General features: G+C 62.1%; 24 protein-coding genes and 1 pseudogene. 8 read left to right on the plus strand and 17 right to left on the minus strand.

All coding sequences use genetic code 11. From position 1 onward, the window contains the following. Positions 1 to 11 precede the first annotated feature (11 nt). The 4 genes from NKJ17_RS19560 to NKJ17_RS19575 all read right to left on the minus strand — a co-directional run bounded on the left by NKJ17_RS19560 (position 12) and on the right by NKJ17_RS19575 (position 4,107). Positions 12 to 770 (minus strand): F0F1 ATP synthase subunit A, encoded by a 759-nt coding sequence (locus tag NKJ17_RS19560; protein WP_352505251.1) that lies wholly within the window; start codon positions 768 to 770, stop codon positions 12 to 14. A 70-nt stretch (positions 771 to 840) separates the two neighbouring features. After that, positions 841 to 1,239: an AtpZ/AtpI family protein gene (locus NKJ17_RS19565; RefSeq protein ID WP_352505252.1), complete on the minus strand. Its 399-nt coding sequence runs from the start codon at positions 1,237 to 1,239 to the stop codon at positions 841 to 843. Between the two features lie 256 nt (positions 1,240 to 1,495). Continuing rightward, positions 1,496 to 2,680, minus strand: a complete 1,185-nt coding sequence (locus tag NKJ17_RS19570) for a cell wall hydrolase (RefSeq protein WP_352689758.1) — start codon at positions 2,678 to 2,680, stop codon at positions 1,496 to 1,498. 107 nt (positions 2,681 to 2,787) lie between these two features. Further along, positions 2,788 to 4,107, minus strand: a complete 1,320-nt coding sequence (locus NKJ17_RS19575; RefSeq protein ID WP_352505254.1) for an MFS transporter — start codon at positions 4,105 to 4,107, stop codon at positions 2,788 to 2,790. A 121-nt stretch (positions 4,108 to 4,228) separates the two neighbouring features. Between NKJ17_RS19575 and NKJ17_RS19580 the strand changes: the two genes are divergently transcribed. Beyond that, the gene (locus tag NKJ17_RS19580) at positions 4,229 to 5,146 is read left to right on the plus strand and encodes a LysR substrate-binding domain-containing protein (RefSeq protein ID WP_352505255.1); all 918 of its coding nucleotides are present in this window, start codon (positions 4,229 to 4,231) and stop codon (positions 5,144 to 5,146) included. A 367-nt stretch (positions 5,147 to 5,513) separates the two neighbouring features. Here NKJ17_RS19580 and NKJ17_RS19585 read toward each other — a convergent pair whose 3' ends face one another. From NKJ17_RS19585 to NKJ17_RS19610, 6 genes are all read right to left on the minus strand, one after another. Next, the gene (locus tag NKJ17_RS19585; protein ID WP_352505256.1) at positions 5,514 to 6,404 is read right to left on the minus strand and encodes an SDR family NAD(P)-dependent oxidoreductase; all 891 of its coding nucleotides are present in this window, start codon (positions 6,402 to 6,404) and stop codon (positions 5,514 to 5,516) included. After that, positions 6,401 to 7,180: a hypothetical protein gene (locus NKJ17_RS19590; RefSeq protein ID WP_352689759.1), complete on the minus strand. Its 780-nt coding sequence runs from the start codon at positions 7,178 to 7,180 to the stop codon at positions 6,401 to 6,403. The genes NKJ17_RS19585 and NKJ17_RS19590 overlap by 4 nt, the downstream gene beginning before the upstream one ends. A gap of 10 nt (positions 7,181 to 7,190) precedes the next feature. Continuing rightward, positions 7,191 to 7,778, minus strand: a complete 588-nt coding sequence (locus NKJ17_RS19595; protein ID WP_254820426.1) for a protein-S-isoprenylcysteine O-methyltransferase — start codon at positions 7,776 to 7,778, stop codon at positions 7,191 to 7,193. A 200-nt stretch (positions 7,779 to 7,978) separates the two neighbouring features. Beyond that, complete coding sequence (locus NKJ17_RS19600; protein WP_254820425.1) at positions 7,979 to 8,551, minus strand: hypothetical protein; 573 nt, start codon at positions 8,549 to 8,551, stop codon at positions 7,979 to 7,981. Positions 8,552 to 8,699: 148 nt separating this feature from the next. Continuing rightward, the gene (locus tag NKJ17_RS19605) at positions 8,700 to 8,834 is read right to left on the minus strand and encodes an ABC transporter (RefSeq protein WP_254820414.1); all 135 of its coding nucleotides are present in this window, start codon (positions 8,832 to 8,834) and stop codon (positions 8,700 to 8,702) included. Between the two features lie 199 nt (positions 8,835 to 9,033). Beyond that, complete coding sequence (locus tag NKJ17_RS19610; RefSeq protein ID WP_352505257.1) at positions 9,034 to 9,606, minus strand: L,D-transpeptidase; 573 nt, start codon at positions 9,604 to 9,606, stop codon at positions 9,034 to 9,036. Between the two features lie 188 nt (positions 9,607 to 9,794). Between NKJ17_RS19610 and NKJ17_RS19615 the strand changes: the two genes are divergently transcribed. After that, positions 9,795 to 10,550: an SDR family NAD(P)-dependent oxidoreductase gene (locus NKJ17_RS19615; protein ID WP_352476622.1), complete on the plus strand. Its 756-nt coding sequence runs from the start codon at positions 9,795 to 9,797 to the stop codon at positions 10,548 to 10,550. Positions 10,551 to 10,802: 252 nt separating this feature from the next. Here the strand turns inward: NKJ17_RS19615 and der are convergent, their stop codons facing one another. Both der and NKJ17_RS19625 read right to left on the minus strand, forming a co-directional pair. Further along, positions 10,803 to 12,236, minus strand: a complete 1,434-nt coding sequence (gene der, locus NKJ17_RS19620; protein WP_352505258.1) for a ribosome biogenesis GTPase Der — start codon at positions 12,234 to 12,236, stop codon at positions 10,803 to 10,805. Between the two features lie 6 nt (positions 12,237 to 12,242). Then, positions 12,243 to 12,908, minus strand: coding sequence for a tetratricopeptide repeat protein (locus NKJ17_RS19625; RefSeq protein ID WP_352505259.1), 666 nt, complete (start codon positions 12,906 to 12,908; stop codon positions 12,243 to 12,245). Between the two features lie 204 nt (positions 12,909 to 13,112). Here NKJ17_RS19625 and NKJ17_RS19630 point away from each other — a divergent pair, with 204 nt between their 5' ends. Further along, positions 13,113 to 14,105 carry a polysaccharide deacetylase family protein gene (locus tag NKJ17_RS19630; RefSeq protein ID WP_352505456.1) on the plus strand — a complete coding sequence of 331 codons (993 nt, stop codon included), beginning with the start codon at positions 13,113 to 13,115 and terminating at the stop codon, positions 14,103 to 14,105. Positions 14,106 to 14,131: 26 nt separating this feature from the next. Here NKJ17_RS19630 and sbmA read toward each other — a convergent pair whose 3' ends face one another. From sbmA to NKJ17_RS19645, 3 genes are all read right to left on the minus strand, one after another. Continuing rightward, complete coding sequence (gene sbmA / locus NKJ17_RS19635) at positions 14,132 to 15,409, minus strand: peptide antibiotic transporter SbmA (RefSeq protein WP_352505260.1); 1,278 nt, start codon at positions 15,407 to 15,409, stop codon at positions 14,132 to 14,134. Positions 15,410 to 15,525: 116 nt separating this feature from the next. Continuing rightward, entirely contained in the window at positions 15,526 to 16,680 is a 1,155-nt protein-coding gene (locus tag NKJ17_RS19640; RefSeq protein ID WP_352505261.1) for a YbfB/YjiJ family MFS transporter, read from the minus strand. A 112-nt stretch (positions 16,681 to 16,792) separates the two neighbouring features. Next, the gene (locus NKJ17_RS19645; RefSeq protein WP_352505262.1) at positions 16,793 to 17,002 is read right to left on the minus strand and encodes a hypothetical protein; all 210 of its coding nucleotides are present in this window, start codon (positions 17,000 to 17,002) and stop codon (positions 16,793 to 16,795) included. 97 nt (positions 17,003 to 17,099) lie between these two features. Between NKJ17_RS19645 and NKJ17_RS19650 the strand changes: the two are divergent. The 3 genes and pseudogenes from NKJ17_RS19650 (at position 17,100) to NKJ17_RS19660 (ending at position 19,755) form a co-directional block, all read left to right on the plus strand. After that, a pseudogene (locus tag NKJ17_RS19650) lies at positions 17,100 to 18,012 on the plus strand (LysR substrate-binding domain-containing protein). A gap of 81 nt (positions 18,013 to 18,093) precedes the next feature. Then, on the plus strand, positions 18,094 to 19,350 hold the full coding sequence (locus tag NKJ17_RS19655) for an aminopeptidase (protein WP_352505263.1): 1,257 nt from the start codon (positions 18,094 to 18,096) through the stop codon (positions 19,348 to 19,350). A gap of 39 nt (positions 19,351 to 19,389) precedes the next feature. After that, positions 19,390 to 19,755, plus strand: a complete 366-nt coding sequence (locus NKJ17_RS19660) for a DUF488 domain-containing protein (protein WP_352505264.1) — start codon at positions 19,390 to 19,392, stop codon at positions 19,753 to 19,755. A gap of 61 nt (positions 19,756 to 19,816) precedes the next feature. On the opposite strand, the gene NKJ17_RS19665 is transcribed toward NKJ17_RS19660, so the two are convergent. Further along, positions 19,817 to 20,170 (minus strand): ArsC family reductase, encoded by a 354-nt coding sequence (locus tag NKJ17_RS19665; protein ID WP_352505265.1) that lies wholly within the window; start codon positions 20,168 to 20,170, stop codon positions 19,817 to 19,819. Positions 20,171 to 20,343: 173 nt separating this feature from the next. Between NKJ17_RS19665 and NKJ17_RS19670 the strand changes: the two genes are divergently transcribed. Both NKJ17_RS19670 and NKJ17_RS19675 read left to right on the plus strand, forming a co-directional pair. Next, complete coding sequence (locus tag NKJ17_RS19670) at positions 20,344 to 20,694, plus strand: ArsR/SmtB family transcription factor (protein WP_254820403.1); 351 nt, start codon at positions 20,344 to 20,346, stop codon at positions 20,692 to 20,694. Between the two features lie 2 nt (positions 20,695 to 20,696). After that, on the plus strand, positions 20,697 to 21,176 hold the full coding sequence (locus NKJ17_RS19675) for an SRPBCC family protein (protein WP_352505457.1): 480 nt from the start codon (positions 20,697 to 20,699) through the stop codon (positions 21,174 to 21,176). A gap of 91 nt (positions 21,177 to 21,267) precedes the next feature. Here the strand turns inward: NKJ17_RS19675 and NKJ17_RS19680 are convergent, their stop codons facing one another. Next, positions 21,268 to 21,621: a SnoaL-like domain-containing protein gene (locus NKJ17_RS19680; protein ID WP_352505266.1), complete on the minus strand. Its 354-nt coding sequence runs from the start codon at positions 21,619 to 21,621 to the stop codon at positions 21,268 to 21,270. Positions 21,622 to 21,839: the final 218 nt, after the last annotated feature.

Raw genomic sequence — 21,839 nt, forward strand, 5'->3', positions numbered from 1 at the left:
CCGGAACCTAGTTAGTGCCCGGGATGCAGGGCGTCGTTGAGATACATGCAGGTCAGCACGGCAAAGACGTAGGCCTGCAGGAACGCGACCAGCAACTCAAGCGCCGTCAGCGCCACGGCCATCGCCAGCGGCAGAACCGAACCCGCCACGCCGACCGCGCCGAGCGCGCTCAGGCTGACGACAAAGCCCGAGAACACTTTCAGCGTAATGTGACCGGCGAGCATGTTGGCGAACAGACGAACCGACAGGCTGACCGGACGTGAGACGAAGGAAATCACCTCGATAAGCACCACCAGCGGCAGCAGGTAGACCGGCACGCCATGCGGGACGAACAGCTTCAGGAAGCCAACGCCGTGCTTGGTGAAGCCGTAGACGACAACCGTTCCGATCACCAGCGCGGCGAGGCCGAAAGTGACGATGATGTGGCTGGTGACGGTGAAGAAATACGGGAACAGGCCAAGCAGGTTGGCGACAAGCACGAACATGAACAGCGAGAACACGAAGGGGAAGAACTTCATGCCCTGCGTGCCCGCGGCGTCCCTCAGCATATTGCCGACAAATTCATAGGCCATTTCCGAGACCGACTGAAGGCGGCCCGGAACCAGGCTGCGGCTCGATGTGCTGAGATAGAGAAACGCCGCCGCGACGGCAACCGTCGCAAGCATGAACAGAGCCGAATTGGTGAAAGACAGGTCATAGCCGCCGATGTGAATCGGAATGATCGGATGGATCTGGAACTGGTGGATCGGATCGACCTTGTCAGCAGCCACTTTAAATCCCCATCAAAGCCGCAGACGGCTTCAGCATTCTGTTCAATGCGCCGGCATGCGGCGCCTCAATTCATTCTTTCGGATCGCGCGGTTTGTCGCCCGTTCCGAATTCCGACACAAGCCCGGCTGAACGCAGGACATTGAGCACGCCGGCGCCAAAACCCAGCAGCAGCCCGACTATCAGACCCCATGGCGATATCCCCGCCACGCGATCGATAAACCAGCCGAGAGCCGCACCGACCACTATCCCGGCGATGAACTCGCTGGACAGCTTGAGCGCCTGGCCGTACCCGGCCACACTGCCCGTTTTCGCGTCGTCTTTCCCCTCGAGCCGATCCGGCCGCCTTGTCGCAAGCGATGCTTCAAGGTCGCGCCGGCGGCGCTCAAGATCGTCGTCGCGGATGTCGGCTTCATGCTGCTTGCCGCGGCCGGTTTTGCCGGTTCCGTCTGGCCCATTCTTGTCGGCCACGCAACCCCCCCTGCCCGGTCAGACCGTTACCGTCCGTCCGCTTCTTAAAGTCGCCGGCAACATAGTTAGAGGGTCCGCGCCCGTCAAGCCACGGGCGGACCTTCGAGCTCAAGTATTTTTTCGTTATGAATCAGCTACTTGCCTGGGTGCGACATCGTGCCCGACGCGGTCTCCGGCGGGCTGCGGCCGAATCCCCACGGCGATGCGTCTTCCATCGGCCGCTCTCGCGGGAAAGATGCAAGGGCCGCCAGAGCGCTTAGCTCCAGCCGCCGCCATAGGTGCGGTAGAAGATGTGCAGGCCGATCCTGGTCATTTTCTGCATCGTCCGCGCCCAGCCCGGATGGACGTAGTTGGCGTAATAATGGGTCGACGAGCCGACTTCCGGAATGAAGATCTTGCCGGCTGTGACGGCCATGGCGACATCCTGAGCGGTCTTGTAGGCAGCGGGGTTGTCGATCCGCTTCTTCCTGCCGTCGCAGGCGAAGGAAAACTGACAGCGGTTGAACCAGTTGTCGTTCTGGTAGACAACGCCGCAGATCGAGTTCGGATAGGCCGGGTTTCGGACACGGTTGAGGATGACCTGGGCGACGGCGGCCTGGCCGCGCACGGACTCGCCGCGCGCCTCGAAATAGATGCCGTTGGCGAGACAGGCCTGCTCCGGTTTGGAAAAGACGCTCGCCGGCAGCGGCGTCTGCATCCAAGAATGATCGCCCTTGCTCAGGGGCGGAATGAAGCGGCCATCGTTCGGGTCCTCGTCCTGCAGCAAGGCCTCGAAAGGCGACGCCTTGGCGTAATCGGGGGCAGACGAGGCATAGGCGGTCGCCAGCACGTCGGGATGATCGTTGTTGACCAGCGCGGCAAGCATCGCCGGCACGCCGGAATCCGGCTTCTTGTCGACGCGCGTGTGGAAGGAGGCCGCGATCTGAATTTCCTTGCCTTTGATCTCGGGCTTGGCGAAGGCCATCCTCAGGCCGCTGTCCATGCTTGGGCGCAGCAGCGAGGAGGTTCGCTCGAAGATCGAGCCGGCGTTGAAGTTCTTCGGCGGCGAGACGGGCGAGACCTCGATGATGCGGCCCTTCTTGTCGGCACGCGTGATACGGTTCTCGTCCGGCGTCGTGCCGGCGATGCCGCCCTTGCCGCGAAACGAGACGGCGCCGATGCCGGGCAGTTGGACGCCGGAGCCGGAGAGCGAGCCGGTGCTGCTGGAATCGAGGAAGGGCATTTCGGCGGCGTGAACGGAGCCGGCGACGGATTTCTCGACATAGGCGTTCCAGCGGACGCTCGGCGCCTCAAGACTGGAGACCAGGCTTGTCATGTCCTGATAGGCAACGACACTCGGAAAGCCGATCCAGATGCCAAGGCCAATAATAAACGGAGACAGGAAGGAACGCTTTTTCTCACCGGCGGCGGCGACAAGCCGCGTCAAAACACGTCGATGCACGGAACTCTCCAGAAACGCAACGGACCCCACTGGAGAGCTACAATGATGCATTAACCTTGATGGGGCGTTAACAGCTTAGAACCTTGTTTTCCCATCTCGTGTCGAAGTCAGGCGCTTTTGCGGCTGTCCGTTGGCGGAAGAAAGATCGGCCAGGCGATCAGCGCGCAAATAGCCGCACCCAGCCAGACGCCTGGCCACGAGCAGAGCACGAGAAGCCCCGGAATGGCGATCGGCACCAGGAAAAAGGCAATGAAGACCAGACTGTTGGCAAGGCCGAGCGCCGTTCCGGCCTGGCTGGCGCCGGCCAGCGTCGCAAGCTCGGTGTAGGCGACGCCGTGCCAGGAGGAGACGCAGATGCCGGCCACGACGAGCATCGCAACGATCGCCGGCGACAGCATCGGCGCTTGGCCTGACAAGAATTGGGCCGAAAACAAGACGAGCGCCGCAAGCACGGCGAAGGCGGCCACGCTCAGCATGCTGCACAGACGCAGGAACGACCGGCGGTTGCCGTGACGGTCGGTATAGCGGCCGCTCCAGACGCGCATGACCATGGCGCCGACCTGCACGGCACCCAGGCTGGCGCTGATCACGGCTGTTCCCATGCCGGCAAAATCATGCAGGAAGACGGAAGCAAAGGTGAGCACGGCCACCTGTGGGAAGCACAGCAGGCCGATGGCTGTCGCGATGCGCCAGACGGCCGGGTTGCGCAGCGGCGCGGGGCCGGCCGGCTTTGCCGCGCTGCTCGAATGGGCATGGTCGTGCGCCGGCGGCTGATGCAGCCAGCGCCAGGCGAGTGAGGTCGAGACGGCGGATGCAGCCGCCAGAAGTCCGAAGACCGCCGTGAAGCCATGGGCCGAAGCGAGCGACGGCAGCACCAGCGCGCCAAGCCCGCCGCCAAGCGGCACCGCCGTCTGCCTGATGCTCATGGCAAAGCCACGCTCGCCTTCGCCGAACCAGGCCATGATGGCGCGGCCGCTGGAGCCGTTGACGCTGCCGCCGAGCAATCCGGTGACCAGCAGGGCAGCGGCGAGAAGCGCGACGCCGGGAATTTGGGCTGGTGACGGCACGACCAGCGCGGCCATGACGAGCAGCCACAACGCGGTTGCGCCGAGCCCGGTCAGCAGCACGCGGCGGTCGCCCCAGCGATCGGTCAGCAGCCCCCACGGCAATTCGCTCAGCGCCACGCCCAAGCCGAGAAGGCCAAGCGCCAGACCGAGCTCGCCATTGGAGAGATGATAGCCCGAGCGTAGGAACACCGCCGTGGCCGGAATGCCGGAGAATGTCGCGGAGAAGCAGGCGTTGGCGGCGACGCCGATACCCAGCACCTTCCAGCGATGATTGGGTCGAAGCACCGCCGCCTCTGACAGGGTGGTAACGGCGGCCGGGCGAAGCGGTTTGCAATCTGCTCGTGTGTCGACAGCGGACATGGTTCAGCTCCTGCATGCGCTGGTTGCGTTCGGGTCTTGACGCGCTCTCTCTACCGCCATAACTTCGTACTGAATATCAGGAAGTTTTTCACATAATGTCCTAAATATCAGGATTATCGCTATGCGACGCGTGACATTCGATCTCGAAGTTCTGCGCAGCTTCATTACCGGCATGGAGCTGGGCAGCTTCGCCAAGGCCGCCGACCGGCTCGGCCGCTCGACGTCGGCAATCAGTGCGCAATTGAAGAAGCTGGAGGAGCAGGCGGCGACGCCGATCTTCCGCAAATCTGGGCGTGGCCTGGCGCTGACGGACGCGGGCGAGACCATGCTCGGCTACGCGCGCCGGCTGATCGAGCTCAATGACGAGGCCGCCTCCGCCATCCACGATGTCGAGCTGGAGGGTTGGGTACGGCTTGGGCTACAGGAGGATTTCGGCGAGGCGGTGCTGCCGGATGTGCTCGGGCGCTTCGCCCGCGCCCATCCCAAGGTCAAGATCGAGGCCAGGATCGCGCGCAGCCATGAGCTTGCCGAAAGGATCATTTCGGGCAGCGTCGATATCGCGCTTGCCTGGCACAATGGCGCGACGCTGCCCTACAGCCGGAATCTCGCCGACGTCCAGATGCGCTGGATCGGCCCGGCAAAACAGATCGAGACCTGCCTGCGCGATGGCGAGCCGTTGCCGCTGGTGGCGCTCGAAGCGCCGTGCCTGCTGCGCAGCGTGGCGACCGAAACGCTGGACCGCGCCGGCCTGGCATGGCGGATGGCCTTCTCCAGCCCCAGCCTTGGCGGCATCTGGGCAGCCGTCGCCGCCGGGCTCGGACTGACGATCCGCACCGATATCGGCCTGCCGGCCAGCGTCAGGGCGATGACGCCGGAGATCGCCGGGCTGCCCGCCTTGCCCAAGATGGCGCTGTTCCTGCACCGCAAGGAGGCCGAGCCCGATCCGATAGCGGCGCGGCTTGGCGACATCCTGCTGCAGGCGGCGCTGGAAGCGTTGCCGGGAAGTGGCGACGCGGATGGTCTGAGGAAAGCGGCTTAGCGCAGACGAGCCGAAAGGGGCGCAGGGCGCTCCATAACTTAGTCGGTCGAAGAAGCAGTAATGCTGGCGATCCCTCGCGCGCCCCTCTGTCCTGCCGGATATCTCCCCCTCGAGGGCCGCTCGAGGGGGAGATTAGCAGCTTCGCCGTCCCACCCGTCTTTCGGCGTCGGAGATTGGCTAAAAGCGGAGGGAACGGCCAATCTCTCCCGGCCGGCGAACAGGTGTCCGAGGTGCGCAAGCGATGCGGATCGGCGCGCCGGGCATATCGAAAGCCTCGCCTCTATGCTACCAACATGCTTACTTTACGCCCGTCATCGGCGAGCGGTCTCTTGTTTCAATGAGGTTTTTCGGTGACGTGCTGGTCCGGTCAGGGGATAATTCCCCGAGGGCCCCGGCGTAGCTGAATCTGGCGGGTACCGCAGCATTTCTTGAACTTCATACCTGAACCGCAAGGACATTGATCATTGCCGCCGCGTTGCAGCCGGCCGACCAGGGGCAGCAGCGCCGCGGAAGGCAGGAGCGCTGCCACAAGGGCAGCCAACTTACCCGAGATTCCCGGTACGACGAGGCGACGACCGGATTTGAACGCTCGCCACGCCTGTTCGGCCACATACTTCGGATCCACCTTGGGCAAGATGTTGAAGAGCACCGTCTGATTGGCGCCTGATCTTGCGAGAAACTCCGTGGACACCGGGCCTGGTGCAACGCATGTGACCGTCACACCGGTTCGGCGCAATTCCTGGTGAAGCGCCTCTGAGAAGAAGCGCACGAAAGCTTTGCTAGCGAAGTACAGAGCCATATAAGGCCCGGGAACGAACCCGGCCACGGAACTGAGATTGAGCACCCCGCCCCGTCGGCGTGCCACCATTCCCGGCAGAAAATGAAGGGTCAGTTCTGTGAGGGAATGTATATTGAGATCGATGATGCCGAGTTGACCATCAATAGGCAGCGCCGTCGTCGCGCCCCGCAGGCCGTACCCGGCGCTGTTGACCAGGACATCACAGACCAGGCCGTGTGCGGACAGAAAGCCCTCCAGGCGCGTTGGCGCATCGCCTGCCACGAGATCCAACTCGAGCGTGAATGCCTCGCCGCCCGCCTCCCTAACCTCAGACGCCGCGGCGGCCAAACCCTCAGGTGAGCGGGCAACCAGCACAACCGCACCGCGCTCCCTTGCAGCGACGCTCGCAATCGCCCGGCCAATTCCACCCGAGCCGCCAATCACGACGATAGCTGGCCGGAATTCACAGTGCGAAATCACTTCGCATTCCTCTGTCTTGCAGGAGCGGAAACACCTTGACCGAGCAGCACCACTTCATTGGCGACAGTGCCGTTCAGAATCTTTTCGAATCTCTCCAGTGCTCGTGCGACGTTCGCTCCATCCATGACCCGGTGATCGTAGTGGATGCGGACATTCACCGATCCGTCTTTGCCGATCGGACCGTAGTTTAGAAGGGTGGTCAGTGGTGTCAGCGGGTTGAGTGATTCCGCACCGAGACCAGAATAGACGGACAGTTGGAAGGTACCGAAGTAATTTGCCCTTTGCCGGGCGATGTTCAACCCTAGCCACATAAGCAGCCACCTGACTGGCGCGGGCGCACCTGCCATCCGCAAGGCACGCCGAAACTCCGGGACCTCCTGGATCGGCCGTGATCGAGCCGCGTGGATGGATCGCTCAAGTTCCGTGATGGAGTAGCGCTCCGGGCATTTGATGCAGCTCAGCAGAACGGCCGGCTCGCCATCATATTCGCGCTCGTGGGCAATCGAGGCTACGCTTGCCGGATACTCGTAAAGCTGCGGCCAGGGCAACTTGACATAGGCGCGCCGCAACTCCGGGGTCTCTAGGGCAAGAAGCGCATACCCTTTCAGGAAGATCGCGGTCCACGAGGGCCTGGTCTGCTGCGCCATTCTAGCCCTTACGAGTGGGCCGAGATTCATCTGACGCTGCACCGCGACCCGTGGCACGCCGATCGAAAACCTCATCAGGTCGCCAACAAGGCGCCGGGGCGCGGAAAGCTTGAGGGCTCGGCCTCGCATAAAACGACCTCTAATAAAGATAAGGGAATATTCGCTTGGTCCTTTCCATATAGACACGGTATTGCGAGCCTAAATTCTCCAGCATCATACGCTCTTCCTTATCCACTCTCAGCAGGAAAAGGACTGCGAAACCAACCAAACCCGATATGCCCGCAACCCAGTTCGGCAGCAGAAAGAGCTGGCCGAGCCCCATAAGCAGGAAAGAGGTGTACATAGGGTGACGGACCAAGGCGTATGGCCCGGCGCTGACCAGTTCATGCCGTTCGCGAATCTCGAGCGTAATCGACCAGTTACGGCCAAGTTCCTTGTGGGATAAGCGAAAAATCCACAGCGCTGAGCAGAAGATGATGGTTCCGAGCGCCACCGACCACACGCTGGCCGGATGATCAGCCGCTGCGGGGATGCCGGTGGCGACATAGAAGCCAGGCAGGATCGCCAGGCCAAGGAGAGCCGATGCAAGCCCGACGGTGTCGGAACTTGAGCGGCCGCCAGCTACTATTCGCACGCGCCTTGCCCGGCGCTCGAAGGGATACCGGATCACGTACCAAGCGACGATGCCGATCACCCATATGATCTCGCCAAGTGAGGCTAAAGCAATGGTCACTTCAGGTCACCAGCGCCCTTTCTGCGATCGCGACTGTAGCAGCTGCCCCTGAGTATGGCCACTTCACCCATCGCCTCGATTTCGTCACCGGCCTACCTTCAGGCGCAGCGATCCTCTCCGAGTTAGTCCGCACACGCGAAAGCCGGAGGGGCAGTACCGATCGCATTCGGTCCCATTCATCCCTCGAATCTTGGTTATGTATTCATCTCCCGAAGCTCGGTTATGAATTGTTGCGGCCGGAGCTGAATGGCGGGAGTCTTATATCCCATGGAATGAGCGATGTCCGCCACGAAGCCGTTGCAGTTCAAGACCGTCGCCTGCCAGACATGCGAGCTCGCCTGCAGCTTGCGGATGTAGGCAACGACTTTGTCGTATTCGGCCCGGGTCAATATGATTCGCCAGCTTGCGGATCTGTATGGTTCTTCCAGATCACCGTCGCTCCACCCGGTTTCGGCTGGCACCGGCACGATATGGCCCAGAACATAGGGAACCGCACTGTTCGAAGCCGGGTGAAGGCCCGCGACTTGGGGATCGATCATTCTCCCGGCCCGGTCCAGGCGCCCAAAAACTGCGTAGGTGTGGCCGTAGCTTAGGGCGTAGCGGGAGCGGAACTCGATGAAGTACCGCTCGTCGTTTTTTTTAGGCGCAGCTCCGCCATCGGCATAAGATACGAAATTCGGCTGGGGCGGCAGGTCTTTCGTCTGACATGCCGCTGCCGGGAGGGCCACCAATGCCACAAGCAAGAGACGGCTACTTACAAGCGTCATCGCCGCGTCCATTCCCGAACTTCACAATGCACAGACCTAATAACGGCCTATGCCCGCCAACCGCGCCGGACGCTATGAAGCCGGCCAAAGCCCCGGCTGCGTATGTATGGGGAAGGGCTTGGCACCCCTTCCCCATACAAGCCGGTCCTTACTTAATCACTGGTTCCTCTACCGGAGCGGGTGCCGGAGCCTTACCCTTTCCTTTGCCGATCCAGTCGTTCGCGCAGCCGCTCAGGCTGGCAACGGCGAGCACAGCAACCATTGCAACCAATATCCTGTTCATCAAGCAATCCTTTCCCCGGGGGCGGAATAGCCTATAGAATCGCCACAACTAAAACGATATGCAGCCCCACCAAGTTAGCTGCGATCTACACCAACGCCTAGTGCAGAAATGACACAGTTGGCATCCAGTTGCCGGCGGCACCTTTGCGGTGACGTGCTGGCAGGGTTCACCATGCAACGGAGATCAGGCCTGCCCACCATCAAACAACCACCACCGTCGTGCCCAAAGGAGTACGGTCGTAGAGGTCAATGACGTCGTCATTTATCATACGGATGCACCCGTTCGATACCGCTGTGCCTATCGTCCATGGCTCGTTTGTACCATGTATCCGGAAGTGGGTGTCGCGCCCGTCTTGATAGAGATAAAGGGCACGCGCACCAAGCGGGTTGTTTGGTCCGCCAGGGACCCCCCCTGCATACTTCACCAGGCGCGGCTTGCGCTGCATCATGCTGGCGGTGGGTGTCCACGACGGCCAGTCCGCCTTGCGGCCGACGGTCGCTGTACCCTTGAACGAAAGTCCCTGCTCGCCGACGCCAACGCCGTAGCGCGTCGCCCACCCGTCCGTCTCGACGGCATAGAGAAAGCGTTGCGAAGTATCGACGACGATCGTTCCGGCCGGCTCGTTTCCGTCGTACCGCACGTGCTGTCGTCGGTAACGAGGATTCAGGCCACGCCTTGGTCCGAACGCGGATGAAATCGACGTACATCCGGAGACCATCAGAGCCAGACTACCCAGCACGAGCCCCCGGCGCGCAATGTGGTGTTCTTCCATTTGTACCTGCTAGGAAACTGGTCATCTACCGCCGCCCTCGTCTCTACCATTCCAAGGCCTGCGCGCCAAGTCTCGCTGTGTGGTGGCAAAATGAATTCACAGGATTGACAAGCGAATTGGAGCGAAACTTCTTGCGATAACCGTCTGCCTCTGTTCGGTTATGTCAAAATTGGCATAGGACAGAGACGATGAAGCCTGACTTCCATGGTAAAGTCGCGATTGTGACCGGCGCAGGCTCCGGAATAGGGGCGGCTGTTTCACGGCAACTCGCGCAAGAAGGAGCCGAGATTGTTGTCGCCGACCTTGATGCCGAGGCCGCGCACTGCAGAGCCGCCGAAATAAGCTCGCAAGGCGGCAGGGCCTACGACTTTGCGGTAGATGTCACGGATGCGGCAGCCGTGGAAAAGCTGATCGAGTTCACTGTCCAGAAATGCGGCGGACTGGATATGGCGGTAAACAATGCAGGTATCGACGGCATTCGAAAAGCCACGGCAGACTATCCGCTCGACAACTGGCACAAGCTGATAAACGTCAATCTAAATGGCGTTTTCTACAGCATGAAGTACGAAATCGCCGCGATGCTGGATCGAGGCGGAGGCGCCATCGTGAACATGTCCTCCGTCCTCGGTTCCGTCGGCTTGCCAACTGCGTCCGCATACACGGCAGCGAAACACGGAGTCGTTGGACTAACCAAAGTTGCGGCGATCGAATATGCCAGGATGGGCATCCGGATCAATGTAGTCGGCCCCGGCTGGATCGAAACGCCTCTTTTGTCGGAGCAAATGGAGGCATTAGCCAGCCGGCGCATGGCAGGTCTTCAGCCGATGGGCAGGCGCGGGAAACCAGAAGAGGTAGCGGCTCTTGTATGCTTCCTCTTGTCCGACCAGGCCAGCTTTATCACTGGGAGCTACCATCTGGTGGACGGAGCTTACACCGCCCATTAGGTGCAGAGGCTGCCCCCACTCGCGCCGGCCACCGTCAGGGCGATGACGCCGGAGATCGCCGGGCTGCCCGCACTGCCTGAGATGGGCCTGTTGCCGCATCGCAAGGAAGGCCGAGCCAGACCCGGTGGCGGCGCGACTTGCCGACATCCTGCTGCAGGTGTCGGTGGAATCGCCTTCCCGAAAATGTGCAGGCGCTGCCCGCGAGCGGCCTGCCGAGCGTAGCCTGATGCTGGCGCCCAGAAGACGCGCAGCTCAGCGGCGCTTCTTCGCCCTGCCGGCGAAAGGATTGTCCGAGGTGCGCAAGGCGATGCGGATCGGCACGCCGGGCATGTCGAAAGCCTCGCGCAGGCTGTTCGAGAGATAGCGGACGTAGGATTGCGGCATCGCATCCGGCCGTGAGCAGGAGACGACGAAGCCCGGCGGCCGCGTCTTGGCCTGCGTGACATATTTGATCTTCAGCCGACGCCCGGCGACAGCGGGCGGCGGATGATGCGCCAGGATGCCTTCCAGCCAGCGATTGAGCTTGCCGGTCGACACACGGCTGTTCCAAACTCGATGCGTCCTGATGACAGCATCCATCAGCTTGTCGAGGCCACGCCCGGTCTCGGCCGACACCGGCACCGCCTGCATGCCGCGCGCCTGCGGCAGCAGCCGCTCGGTTTTTTCGCGCAGCTCGGCCAGCAACTCCTGGGGATGATCGACAAGGTCCCATTTGTTGAAGGCGATCACCGGGGCACGGCCCTCGCGGATGATCAGGTCGGCGATCTGCAGATCCTGCTTCTCGAAGGGAATGGTGGCGTCGAGCACGATGATGACGATTTCGGCAAAGCGGATGGCGCGCAAGCCGTCCTGCACCGACATCACTTCGAGCTTTTCGTGGATCCTGGCCTTGCGGCGCATGCCGGCGGTGTCGAACAATTTTAAGCGGCGGCCATGCCAGTCCCAGTCGACCGAGATGGAATCGCGAGTGATGCCGGCCTCAGGGCCGGTCAACAGCCGCTCCTCGCCGATTAGTGCGTTGATCAGCGTCGACTTGCCGGCGTTGGGGCGGCCGACGACGGCGATGCGCATCGGCTTGGTGTCGTCATAGCTCGGCTCGGCGTCCGGGTCGGTGATGTCCTCGCCGATTAGCACCTCGCTGGCGGCGACCTCATCCTCGCCGGCCTCTTCGTCCTCGCCGAAGGCGCGCGCCTCGCCAAGTGCTGCGATCACCGCGTCGCGCAAATCGGGCAGGCCCTGGCCGTGTTCGGCCGAGACCGGGATCGGTTCGCCAAGGCCGAGCTCCCAGGCCTCCAGCATGCCGCCCTGGGCGCCGCGCGCCTCAGCCTTGTTGGCAACGACGACAACCGGCTTGCCGGACTTGCGCACGATCTCGGCGAAGGTCTTGTCGTCGGGCATCAGCCCGGACTTGGCATCGATCGTAAAAAAGATCAGGTCGGCCTCGCGGATGGCGATCTCGGTCTGGGCGCGCATGCGGCCGGGCAGCGTCGAGGCAGCCGCATCCTCGAAGCCGGCGGTGTCGATGACGTCGAAATGCAGGTCGTAGAGCTTTGCGGCATGGACGCGGCGATCGCGGGTGACGCCCGGCGTATCGTCGACAAGCGCCAGCTTCCTTCCCACCAGCCGATTGAAAAGGGTCGATTTGCCGACGTTAGGCCGGCCGATGATGGCGACTTTGAAGGTCATGGACTATCACGACACGCCGCCCGAGCCGCGGATCAGCTCGGACATCAAAGTCGCCCGCTCGCGCGTGTTGCGCGGGGCGCCATCATCCGCGGCGATCTGGTCGAACAGCTTCAATGCATCCGCCGCCTTGCCTTCCTTCCAGGCGGCAAGGCCAAGCGCCTCGCGCGCCGTATGGCGCAGCGTGTTGGTCTCGGCGGTGAGCGCCTCGACGCGACTGGAGACATCGGCGAAAGAGCCGTGGTCGACCAGAAGCAGCGCTGCCCTGAGCCGAGCCATGTCGCGAATGCCGGAGGGTATCTTGGTGTCGGCGGCGACCTCGTCGAAATCCTTGACGGCGGCGTCGACGTCGCCCTTGTCCGCCTTGACGGTTGCCGCGCGCATGCGGGCGAGCAGCGGATAGGCGCCGTAGCCGTCCTTCTCCAACGCCTCCAGAGCGGCAAGCGCCTCGTCGTTCTTGCCGTCATTGGCAAGCTTGAGCGCCTGCGAAAAAGCATCGCCCGAGCGGTTGGCGCGAGTTTCGTCCCAATAGCGGTAGCCGACGACAGCAGCAGTGCCGAGCACCACCAGCACGGCCAGCACGAGCAAGGCGGGACCGAAACGGTCCCACAGCGCATGCGCCTGGTCGCGACGAATCTCTTCGTTGACTTCGCGGATAAAACTGTCGTCCGACATGGATCAAAACCATTCATGCCCCGGGCGGGGCGGTTGATGAGCCCGCGTTTTAGCGAAATTTTGCCGGCATGGAAGGGGTTCGGCAGGAAAATCGCCTATTCACGAGGCAGTCGCCGCCAACGGCGGCCGTACAGGTCGATCGTACCCGTGCCATATTTCAGCGGTAGGCGTCGCTTCTACATTCCTTGATCCGGTCAGATGCCTTTGCCCCGTTTGTCCCGCGTTGTTGCGTTTTCGATTGCCGCGCTTGCTACCGGCGCGGCATTTGCCGACCCGCCGCCGCCGCCGACAAAACCGAAGCAGATCGTCATCATCTCATTCGACAGCGCCCGCGACATTTCGCAGTGGCAGCGCAGCCGGGCGCTGGCCCGGCGCACAGGCGCGCATTTCACCTATTTTGTCTCCTGCGTGTTCCTGCTGTCGCCCGAGACACGCAAGCAATACACCGCGCCCGGCAAGACAGAAGGCAAATCGAATATCGGCTTCGCTGCCTCCAAACAGGAAGTCGCCGAGCGGCTCGAGCAGATCAACCTCGCCGCTAGGGAAGGCCACGACATCGGCAGCCATGGCTGTGGTCATTTCGATGGCAAGGACTGGAGCAAAGCCGACTGGCTGAGCGAGTTCGGCTCGTTCAAGCATATTCTCGAAAACGCCTATTCGATCAACGGCATTGCTCCTGAACCGAAGGACTGGCGCGATTTCGCCCGCAAATCGGTGGTCGGGTTTCGCGCGCCCTACCTGTCGGCAAACAAGGCGCTCTACGAGGCGCTGCCCGCGGCCGGTTTCCTGCTCGACGCAAGCGGCGTCTCGCGTGAGCCGGTTGAGCCACCGACCGTCAGCGGCATCACGCGCTTTTCGCTGCCGCAGATCCCGGAAGGGCCGAGCTCAAGGCGGGTGATCGCCATGGACTACAATCTCTATGTCAGGCATTCCGGCGGCTTCGAGCGGCCGAGCATGGCGGAAGAGTTCGCTGACCGGACCTATCACGCGTTCCGCGCCGCCTTCGATGCGCAATACCGGGGCAAGCGCATTCCGCTTGAGCTCGGCTTCCACTTCACGCTGATGAATGACGGCGCCTACTGGAACGCGCTGGAACGCTTTGCCGGCGAGGTCTGCATCAAGGCCGACGTCGAGTGCATTAGTTTTCGCGATTATCTATCGCAGCGAGGCGAACGGCAGGCGGCGGTGGGCGGCTGAGCGGAAGCGCTCGCCACCCGATTTTCTTAGCTTGCTGGCTGATCCTCAGGGCGCAGGCCAGCTTGCTCCCGTTCCAGATAGTGCTGATCGATTACCGGCAGCGGTGCCCCTTCAAGGGTCGCTTCGAACGCGCGCAGACGTTTGTAGATAGAAATCAACTCGACGATAGTAGGCCAGGAATTGACGAGATACTGGAACGAACTGGCGACTTGGGAAAAGGCGGAGACGACCTGCTGAAAAATGCCGAAGCTTATCTTGCCTACAGCGAGAGTCGGAACAAGAATAAGTGTGGCGAAAACGTTGTCTACCTGGAGATAGAGATACCGGACCATGTCGAAGTAGACATAATGAGCGTAGAGGGTGAAATAGTTCTTCCGAACATTCGCGAACAGCTCAGCTAGGGTTGGCGGTTGCGCTCTTGCCATATCGTCCTCACCAAGGACAAGTTCCTTGCGCAGAGCGGCTTCAACCCGTTGATTTCGAAATTCCAGGCCAGGAAGCTTGACCCCGACCACGGCCAACAACCCAGTGCCGAACAACGACCACACGATTGCGGCGATTACCAGTGGATAGGGAATCGCTCCGACGATAGGAAGGGTTGGGACATGACGAGACAGAGCTGCCAGCAAGGGCAGGAATGCGATGAGGGTCATAACGGAATCGATGAAGTTCACTCCCAGCCCTTGCATTGTGCTCGAGAAGCGCATCGTGTCGTCCTGAACGCGCTGCGACGCCCCTTCGATATGACGTAGCCTCGGCCAATAGGCGGTAAAATAGTCGTTCATGGCCGTCCGCCAGCGGAAGACATAGTGCCTGACGAAGAAGACGTTCAAAACCGCGATGGTCATATAGACCAGCGCCAAAGAGAGGAACTGCCACACTCCGTAGTAAAGCTCGGCAGGCGTGACGGAGCCGGGTGTGGTCAGGGCCCTCTGCACCATGTCGTAGAACATGCCACGCCAATCGTTCAGCGCCACACTTATCTGGACGATGAAATTAGTGACAAAAACAACCAAACCAGAACCAAGGATCGACCAATTCTGCCAGGGATGGGGGGCGTACAGCGCCCAAAAAAGGTAAAATATGCCGATACCGGCGAAGAAATATCCGTAGAACCAGAGGAATGACGCCGTCAGGAATCTCACTGGGCTTATGACAGGCGCTGCCTGCGGATCGACTGGCGGCATGCCAAGCATCGTGCCGAGGTGTTCGCCGCCGAAAAACCAAAGAACAACGAGCAGAAGGCTCCAGACGGCGACCGAGGTGAAAAACAGCTTCGGCTGCGGAAAAAACGATACGAACACTGTGGCGAAATCCTCGGTCGGCGCAAATCAGCGGCGTTGGTCAGCGGGCATAAAGTCACACATTAGTGGGAAAGAAAATGCCCGTGCCCGACGCCCGGCGCCGAGCAAGACCATAATCATGGCGATTTTGGCGCAGCCGACCAGGCGATCGCGCCGGAAGCGAGCAGGACGGCGGCGGCAACGATCGAGGCAAGGAAAAAGTTACCTGAGGCCTGCGCGAGCAGCCCGGCGACGATCGGGCCGATGATCTGGCCAAGGCCGAAGGCGGCCGTCATTACCGCCAGCATCCGGCGTGGTGCTTGCGGAGCAAGCTGCCTGCCGGCCTGCAGGCCAAGCGCGGTGATGGCAATGAAGGTGCCGCCGACAAGAAGGCCGCCGAGCAGCGGCCCGGTGCGCCCGCCCATGGCGACGCTGGCGCTGACGCCGATCACTTCGACGAGGCATCCCAGGGCATAGGTGGCATAGAGCCCGATCCTGGCCGTAAGCTTCTGCCACAGCCAGACCGAGGGGAAACCGGCAAGGCCGGTGACCATCCAGACCACGGCCTCGAAGATCCGGCCGCCGCCGCCCTGGCGGACGATGGCGACCAGGAATGTTGCCGTGACGATATAGCCGAAGCCGAACAGGCCGTAGGCGACAATGATCTTCACCAGCGACCGGTCTTTTGGCAGTGCCGGCTCGGGCCCGGCAACGCTGTTCGCGGTCGAGGTGCCGGCAGCCAGCAAGGCGACGGCGGCAAAGCCGCAGGCCGAAATCGCCGCGGACCACAGCCAGCCCGCCGCCCAGCCGGCGTGTTCGGTGACAAGGAGCGCCAACAGCCCCGAGGATGCCGCGATACCGAGGCCGACACCGCCGAAATACAGCGCCTGCAGGTCGTTTCGCCCGGCCGCGGCGAGATGACCGAAAACGATGCTGGTCATGAAGACCAGCACGAAGGCGCTGGCGAGGCCGGCAAGAAAGCGGATGAGGAGAAAGCCGGTCATGGTACCGGTCAGGCCCATCAGCCCGGCGAGGATCGCGGTGGCGGCAAGGCCGGCCAGCATCAGCTGGCGCTCCCGGCCCTGCGCCCAGCCGCCGGTGGCGGCAAGCGCGCCGACGAGGTAGCCGAGATAATTGGCCGATGCGATCCAGCCTGCATCGGCCGGCGACAGGCGAAGCTCTTCCATCATGCCGGGCAGGATCGGCGTATAGACGAAGCGGCCGATGCCCATGGCGACGGCCAGGGCAATCATGCCGGCGATTGCCAGGCGCAAGGGCGAAGCGATGTTCATTGCAGTGCACCATAAGTGCGCCTGCCGGTGAGACAATCCGCCTTTTGTTGGGCCAGAAGGGTTGCGCAGCCGCGTCGGCGGTTGGCTCGCCCGAGGTGCTTCTTCAGGAGACTCAACCGCAGCAGGTTCTTGTCGAGGCCGTCTCGAAGCGAGTGCGACGCGCGGTCAGCCTGAACGGCATGTCGGCGAGTTCGCGCTCCGACATGGTGTCGAGCACCGGATGCGACAGCGGATCGGTCACCCAGCTGATGGCCTCGCTGTCGTGCCGGTGTGGCTGCGTCCCGATCGAGGAAAAGGCGCCGAGCCATGATAAAATCTTCATCGGATTTGCCTCCTCACTCTGCGTAACCCACTTAGAATCCGCCGTTCGTTAGCGTCTGGCAATTGAGATTTCCGCCGCTCGAGTTTAGAAAAACTGTATGGCTACTCTGAACCGCGTCCATCTCAACGGCTTGCGCGCCGTGGAAACCGTTGCCCGCCTGGGCTCGCTTGCGGCGGCGGCCGGCGAGCTCAACGTCTCGGTCAGCGCCGTCAGCCAGCAGATCAACCGGACAGAAAAGCAGCTCGGCCGGGCGCTGTTCGAACGAACGCCAGCTGGCCTGGTGGCGACGGAATTCGGTGCCGTCTTTACCGCGCGGCTCAGCGCCGGGTTTCGCGAACTCGCACAGGCGGTGGCGCTTGCCGATGAAAGCTCGGAGTGCACGCTGGTGGTTTCGGTGGCGCCGGCGTTCGCCTCGAAATGGCTGCTGCCGCGGCTATCGCGGCATTTTGCCCGGCATCCGAACGTGCTCCTGCGCATCGATGCCTCGGTGCGGCTTGCCGATTTCGATCGTTCGGACATCGACGTCGCCATCCGGCTCGGCGACGGCAAATGGCCGGGCGGGCGGGCCGAATTGCTGCTGGCGCAAGAGGTGTTTCCGGTCTGTGCACCGGTGATCGCCAGCAAGCTGAAATCGATCGAGGACCTTGCTTTGACTTGTGCGATCACAGACGAAAGATCGATGATCAGTTGGGAGAGCTGGTTCGAAGCGGCCGGGGTGGAGCCGGTCACCTTCATGAAAGGCGCGCTTCACAGATCCGATGCTGTGCCTGGAATCGGCGATTGCCGGTCACGGCGTCATGCTCGGCTGGCAATTGCTGGCCGCCGACGCGCTGGTCGACGGCCGTCTCGTTGCGCCGTTCGGCATACGCGCCCAGAGCGGGCTCGGCTATTGGCTGGTGACTTCGGCCAGCAAGGGCGAAAGCCGCAAGGTCAGGGATTTCAAGATCTGGGTGCGCGAAGAGATCGAGGCGACGATGGCGCAGTTCAGGTCGCTCGAGAGCGTCAGCTAGACCTGCCGGCGTCATCAGAGTGGAAAGGTCGGTAACGCCGGTCTATGTAAGACGCAGTCCCCAATCACGGCAGGCAGGATCATGACCACACATTCGCGCGGCGTTTCCGCAACCATCGACCCGGTGAAGCTCGACAGGCTGGCGGAGGTCGCCGTCAAGGTCGGGCTGCAATTGCAGCCGGGTCAGGATCTGGTGCTGACCTCGTCTATCGCCGCGCTGCCTCTGACGCGGCGGATCGTCGAGCACGCCTACAAGGCAGGTGCCGGCCTGGTGACGCCGATCTTCAACGACGACGAGATCACTCTCGCGCGCTTCCGCTACGGCGCCGACGCCGGTTTTGACCGCGCCGCCGGCTGGCTCTATGAAGGCATGGCAAAAGCCTTCGCCGACAATGCGGCGAGGCTTGCCGTGCGCGGCGAGGATCCCTCGCTGCTTTCGTCTCAGGACCCGGCAAAGGTGGCGCGTGCCAACAAGGCAAATTCGATGGCCTATCAGCCGGCGCTTGAGAAGATCACCGGCTTCGAGATCAACTGGAACATCGTGGCCTATCCCGATCAGGCGTGGGCCAAGCAGGTTTTCGCGGACGATGCCGAAGACGTCGCCGTGGCCAAGCTCGCCGATGCCATCTTTGCCGCCTCGCGGGTGGACGTCGAAGACCCGATCGGCAACTGGACGGCGCACAATGCGGCGTTGAAGAGCCGCACCGAATGGCTGAACGGCCACAATTTCCACGCACTGCATTTCACCGGCCCCGGCACCGACCTGACCGTCGGGCTGGCCGACGGCCACGAGTGGATGGGCGGCGCCTCGACCGCCAAGAACGGCATCACCTGCAACCCGAACATCCCGACCGAAGAGGTTTTCACCACGCCGCATGCAAGGCGCGTCGAAGGCCACGTCACGAGCACCAAGCCTCTGTCCTACCAGGGCACGCTGATCGACGGCATTGCGGTGCGTTTCGAGGCGGGCCGCATCGTCGAGGCCAAGGCCTCGAAAGGTGAGGATGTGCTGCAGAAGGTGCTCGATACCGACGAAGGCTCGCGCCGTCTCGGCGAGGTGGCGCTGGTGCCGCATTCCTCGCCGATCGCCAAGAGCGGGCTGCTGTTTTTCAACACGCTGTTCGACGAGAACGCCGCCTGCCACATCGCGCTTGGCCAGTGCTACTCGAAGTGCTTTGTCGACGGCGCCTCGCTCAGCCAGGACGAGATCGCGGCGCGCGGCGGCAACAAGAGTTTCATCCACATCGACTGGATGATTGGCTCGGACAAGATCGATATAGACGGCGTCCACAAGGACAGCAGCCGCGTGCCGGTGATGCGCAAGGGCGAGTGGGTTTAAGAGCACCAGCACGCAGCCGCGCCGGTGACGCATGCGGGGTTGGCAATGGAACTCGCGGTCAAGCGCATCTATGAGCCGCCGTCGCCCGATGACGGGCAGCGGGTGCTGGTGGACCGCATATGGCCGCGCGGCATCGCCAAGCAGGACGCGGCGCTGACGCTATGGCTGAGGGACATCGCGCCAAGCGACGCGTTGCGCAAATGGTTTGGCCATGAGCCGGCGCGCTGGGCGGAGTTCCAGCGGCGATACAGCGATGAGCTCGACCGGAACGGCGAGGCGGTGGCGGAACTGCGCGCCTTGCTGCGTGAGGGCAAGGTGACGCTGCTCTACGGCGCGCATGACGAGGCCCATAATAATGCGGTCGCGCTGGCGAGCTATTTGCATGGGAAAACCACAAGCGTCTGATACGATCGATATTCATGCCGGCAGGACAGAGGGGGGCGCGACGGATCGCGGTCGGTCGGTTCTACTTCCTACCGATCGCCTCTTGATAAACATCAGGCTTGAAGCCAACCAGTATGCGATCGCCAAGTTCCAGCACCGGACGCTTGATCATCGTCGGCTTTGCCAGCATCAGCGCCTTGGCCTTCCTTTCATCCAGGCCCATCCTGTCCTCCCCCGACAGTTCGCGAAACGTCGTGCTCGCCTTGTTGAGCAGAATTTCCCAGCCGACTTTGCCTGACCAGCCGTTCAGCCGATCCGCATCCAGCCCGTCGACCCTGTAGTCATGAAAGCGATAGGCAACATCATGGCTCGCCAGCCAGGAACGGGCCTTCTTGATCGTATCGCAATTGGTGATGCCATACATGGTGATCGTCAAAAACGGATCCTCGGACCGGTCGAATCTGACGGCACCCTAAAACCGCACCTCGCAGTTTTCCAGCGGCCTTGCCGGGCATCCATGATTTTCGCCCTTGCCAATAGTAAGGAATTTCCCTAAGTGTTTCTAAGCCAACTCTGGTCACGCGGAATGGCCGAGGCAAGGAAACGACTATGACGAGCCTGCAGACCGAAAGCCCCCCGCCCGTCGACGGCATTTTCCGGGCGCTCGCCGATCCGACCCGGCGACGCGTGGTCGAGCGACTGAACCGAAGCCCCGCCTCGGTCAGCGAGCTTGCCCAGCCGTTCGAGATGGCCCTGCCATCGTTCATCGAGCATCTCAGGGTTTTGGAAGGCTGCGGGCTGGTGCATTCGGAGAAGGCAGGCCGCGTCAGGACCTACCGGCTCGCGCCGGAGCCGCTGAAGCTCGCGGAAAACTGGCTGGCCGAGCAGCGAGCGCTGTGGGAGCGCCGTCTCGACCAGTTCGACGACTACGTGCTGAAACTCAAGGAGAAAGACAGATGAACATGGCTCCGTTGTTCCAACCCGATCCGAAGCTCGACCTCGTGCTCGAACGGTCGATCGAGGCGCCGCGCGAACTGCTGTGGATGGCCTTGACGAAGCCCGAGCATGTCCGCCAATGGTTCACGCCGAAGCCGTGGATCATCACCGATTGCGAGATCGACCTGCGGCCCGGCGGCCTGTTCCGCACCCGCATGCAGTCGCCCGACGGCAAGGAGGTCAACGACAGGCGTTGCTGCTACCTCGAGATCGTCCAGGACGAGCGGCTGGTGTGGACCGATGCGCTGCTGCCAGGCTACCGGCCGTCAGGCGACCCGTTCATTACAGCCGTCATATCGCTGCAATCGCGGGGCGAGGCGACGCGCTACACCGCGACCGCCATCCACCGCGACGAAGCCACGCGCAACAGCCACGAGGAGATGGGCTTCTACGACGGCTGGGGCACGGTGGCGGATCAGTTGGCGGGTTACGTCAAAACGATCTGAGCTTCTCGAAGACGGCCAGGTCATCCTCCCGGCCGCCATGCTTATTGTTCAACCTTGCAGCGGCTCCCGGAAGCCGGTGGTATTTCCGGCCTCAATAGTAGAACCGCTCTTCTGTGATCTTGCCGTTCTTGACCGTGTACAGACCAACCTCATCTATGGTGGCACGTTCGCCGGTAGCTTTGGGCGTTATGTCAAACTTGAAGCGCACTGCGAACTGGTCGCCGTTGACATATGGGCCCTCGACCGAACCGCCATGCACTTCGTTGTTCTCTTGCCACCACTGGTTCTTTTGCTTCAGAGCTTCCTTGCCACGGGAGACGGCCATCGGCCCCTCCATGGCTTCGTAGCTGGCGACGTCGTCGGCATTGTACTTCTCAGCAGCACCTTGGTGATCGCCCTGCTTGAGGAGCTCGGTGAAATCCTTGGCAATTTCCGTGATCGTCATGGGGGTTCCTCCTGTTAAGACGCATTGGAAGTAGCGGGTCGCGTGCTGGCCTGCCATCGTCAATCCCGAGACAGCTGACATGCCATGTCAGGATGATGAATATCGTGCGGGGGCTCTACATCCCGGCCAAGGCATCGTCTTGGCCGTTCAATTGCCAACGTGCGCGCTCGCGGTAAATCCCCTTGCCGATTACACTGTGGATCAGCACAAAATCCCGG

This window comes from Mesorhizobium sp. M0208, assembly GCF_040322015.1.
Classification (GTDB): domain Bacteria; phylum Pseudomonadota; class Alphaproteobacteria; order Rhizobiales; family Rhizobiaceae; genus Mesorhizobium.

Coding starts and splice junctions, on each gene's coding strand:
- NKJ17_RS19575 (WP_352505254.1), bottom strand. CDS start 4,107: ATGTCCGCTGTCGACACACGAGCAGATTGCAAACCGCTTCGCCCGGCC.
- NKJ17_RS19580 (WP_352505255.1), top strand. CDS start 4,229: ATGCGACGCGTGACATTCGATCTCGAAGTTCTGCGCAGCTTCATTACC.
- NKJ17_RS19590 (WP_352689759.1), bottom strand. CDS start 7,180: ATGCGAGGCCGAGCCCTCAAGCTTTCCGCGCCCCGGCGCCTTGTTGGC.
- NKJ17_RS19600 (WP_254820425.1), bottom strand. CDS start 8,551: ATGACGCTTGTAAGTAGCCGTCTCTTGCTTGTGGCATTGGTGGCCCTC.
- NKJ17_RS19605 (WP_254820414.1), bottom strand. CDS start 8,834: ATGAACAGGATATTGGTTGCAATGGTTGCTGTGCTCGCCGTTGCCAGC.
- NKJ17_RS19610 (WP_352505257.1), bottom strand. CDS start 9,606: ATGGAAGAACACCACATTGCGCGCCGGGGGCTCGTGCTGGGTAGTCTG.
- NKJ17_RS19615 (WP_352476622.1), top strand. CDS start 9,795: ATGAAGCCTGACTTCCATGGTAAAGTCGCGATTGTGACCGGCGCAGGC.
- der (WP_352505258.1), bottom strand. CDS start 12,236: ATGACCTTCAAAGTCGCCATCATCGGCCGGCCTAACGTCGGCAAATCG.
- NKJ17_RS19625 (WP_352505259.1), bottom strand. CDS start 12,908: ATGTCGGACGACAGTTTTATCCGCGAAGTCAACGAAGAGATTCGTCGC.
- NKJ17_RS19640 (WP_352505261.1), bottom strand. CDS start 16,680: ATGAACATCGCTTCGCCCTTGCGCCTGGCAATCGCCGGCATGATTGCC.
- NKJ17_RS19645 (WP_352505262.1), bottom strand. CDS start 17,002: ATGAAGATTTTATCATGGCTCGGCGCCTTTTCCTCGATCGGGACGCAG.
- NKJ17_RS19655 (WP_352505263.1), top strand. CDS start 18,094: ATGACCACACATTCGCGCGGCGTTTCCGCAACCATCGACCCGGTGAAG.
- NKJ17_RS19670 (WP_254820403.1), top strand. CDS start 20,344: ATGACGAGCCTGCAGACCGAAAGCCCCCCGCCCGTCGACGGCATTTTC.
- NKJ17_RS19675 (WP_352505457.1), top strand. CDS start 20,697: ATGGCTCCGTTGTTCCAACCCGATCCGAAGCTCGACCTCGTGCTCGAA.
- NKJ17_RS19680 (WP_352505266.1), bottom strand. CDS start 21,621: ATGACGATCACGGAAATTGCCAAGGATTTCACCGAGCTCCTCAAGCAG.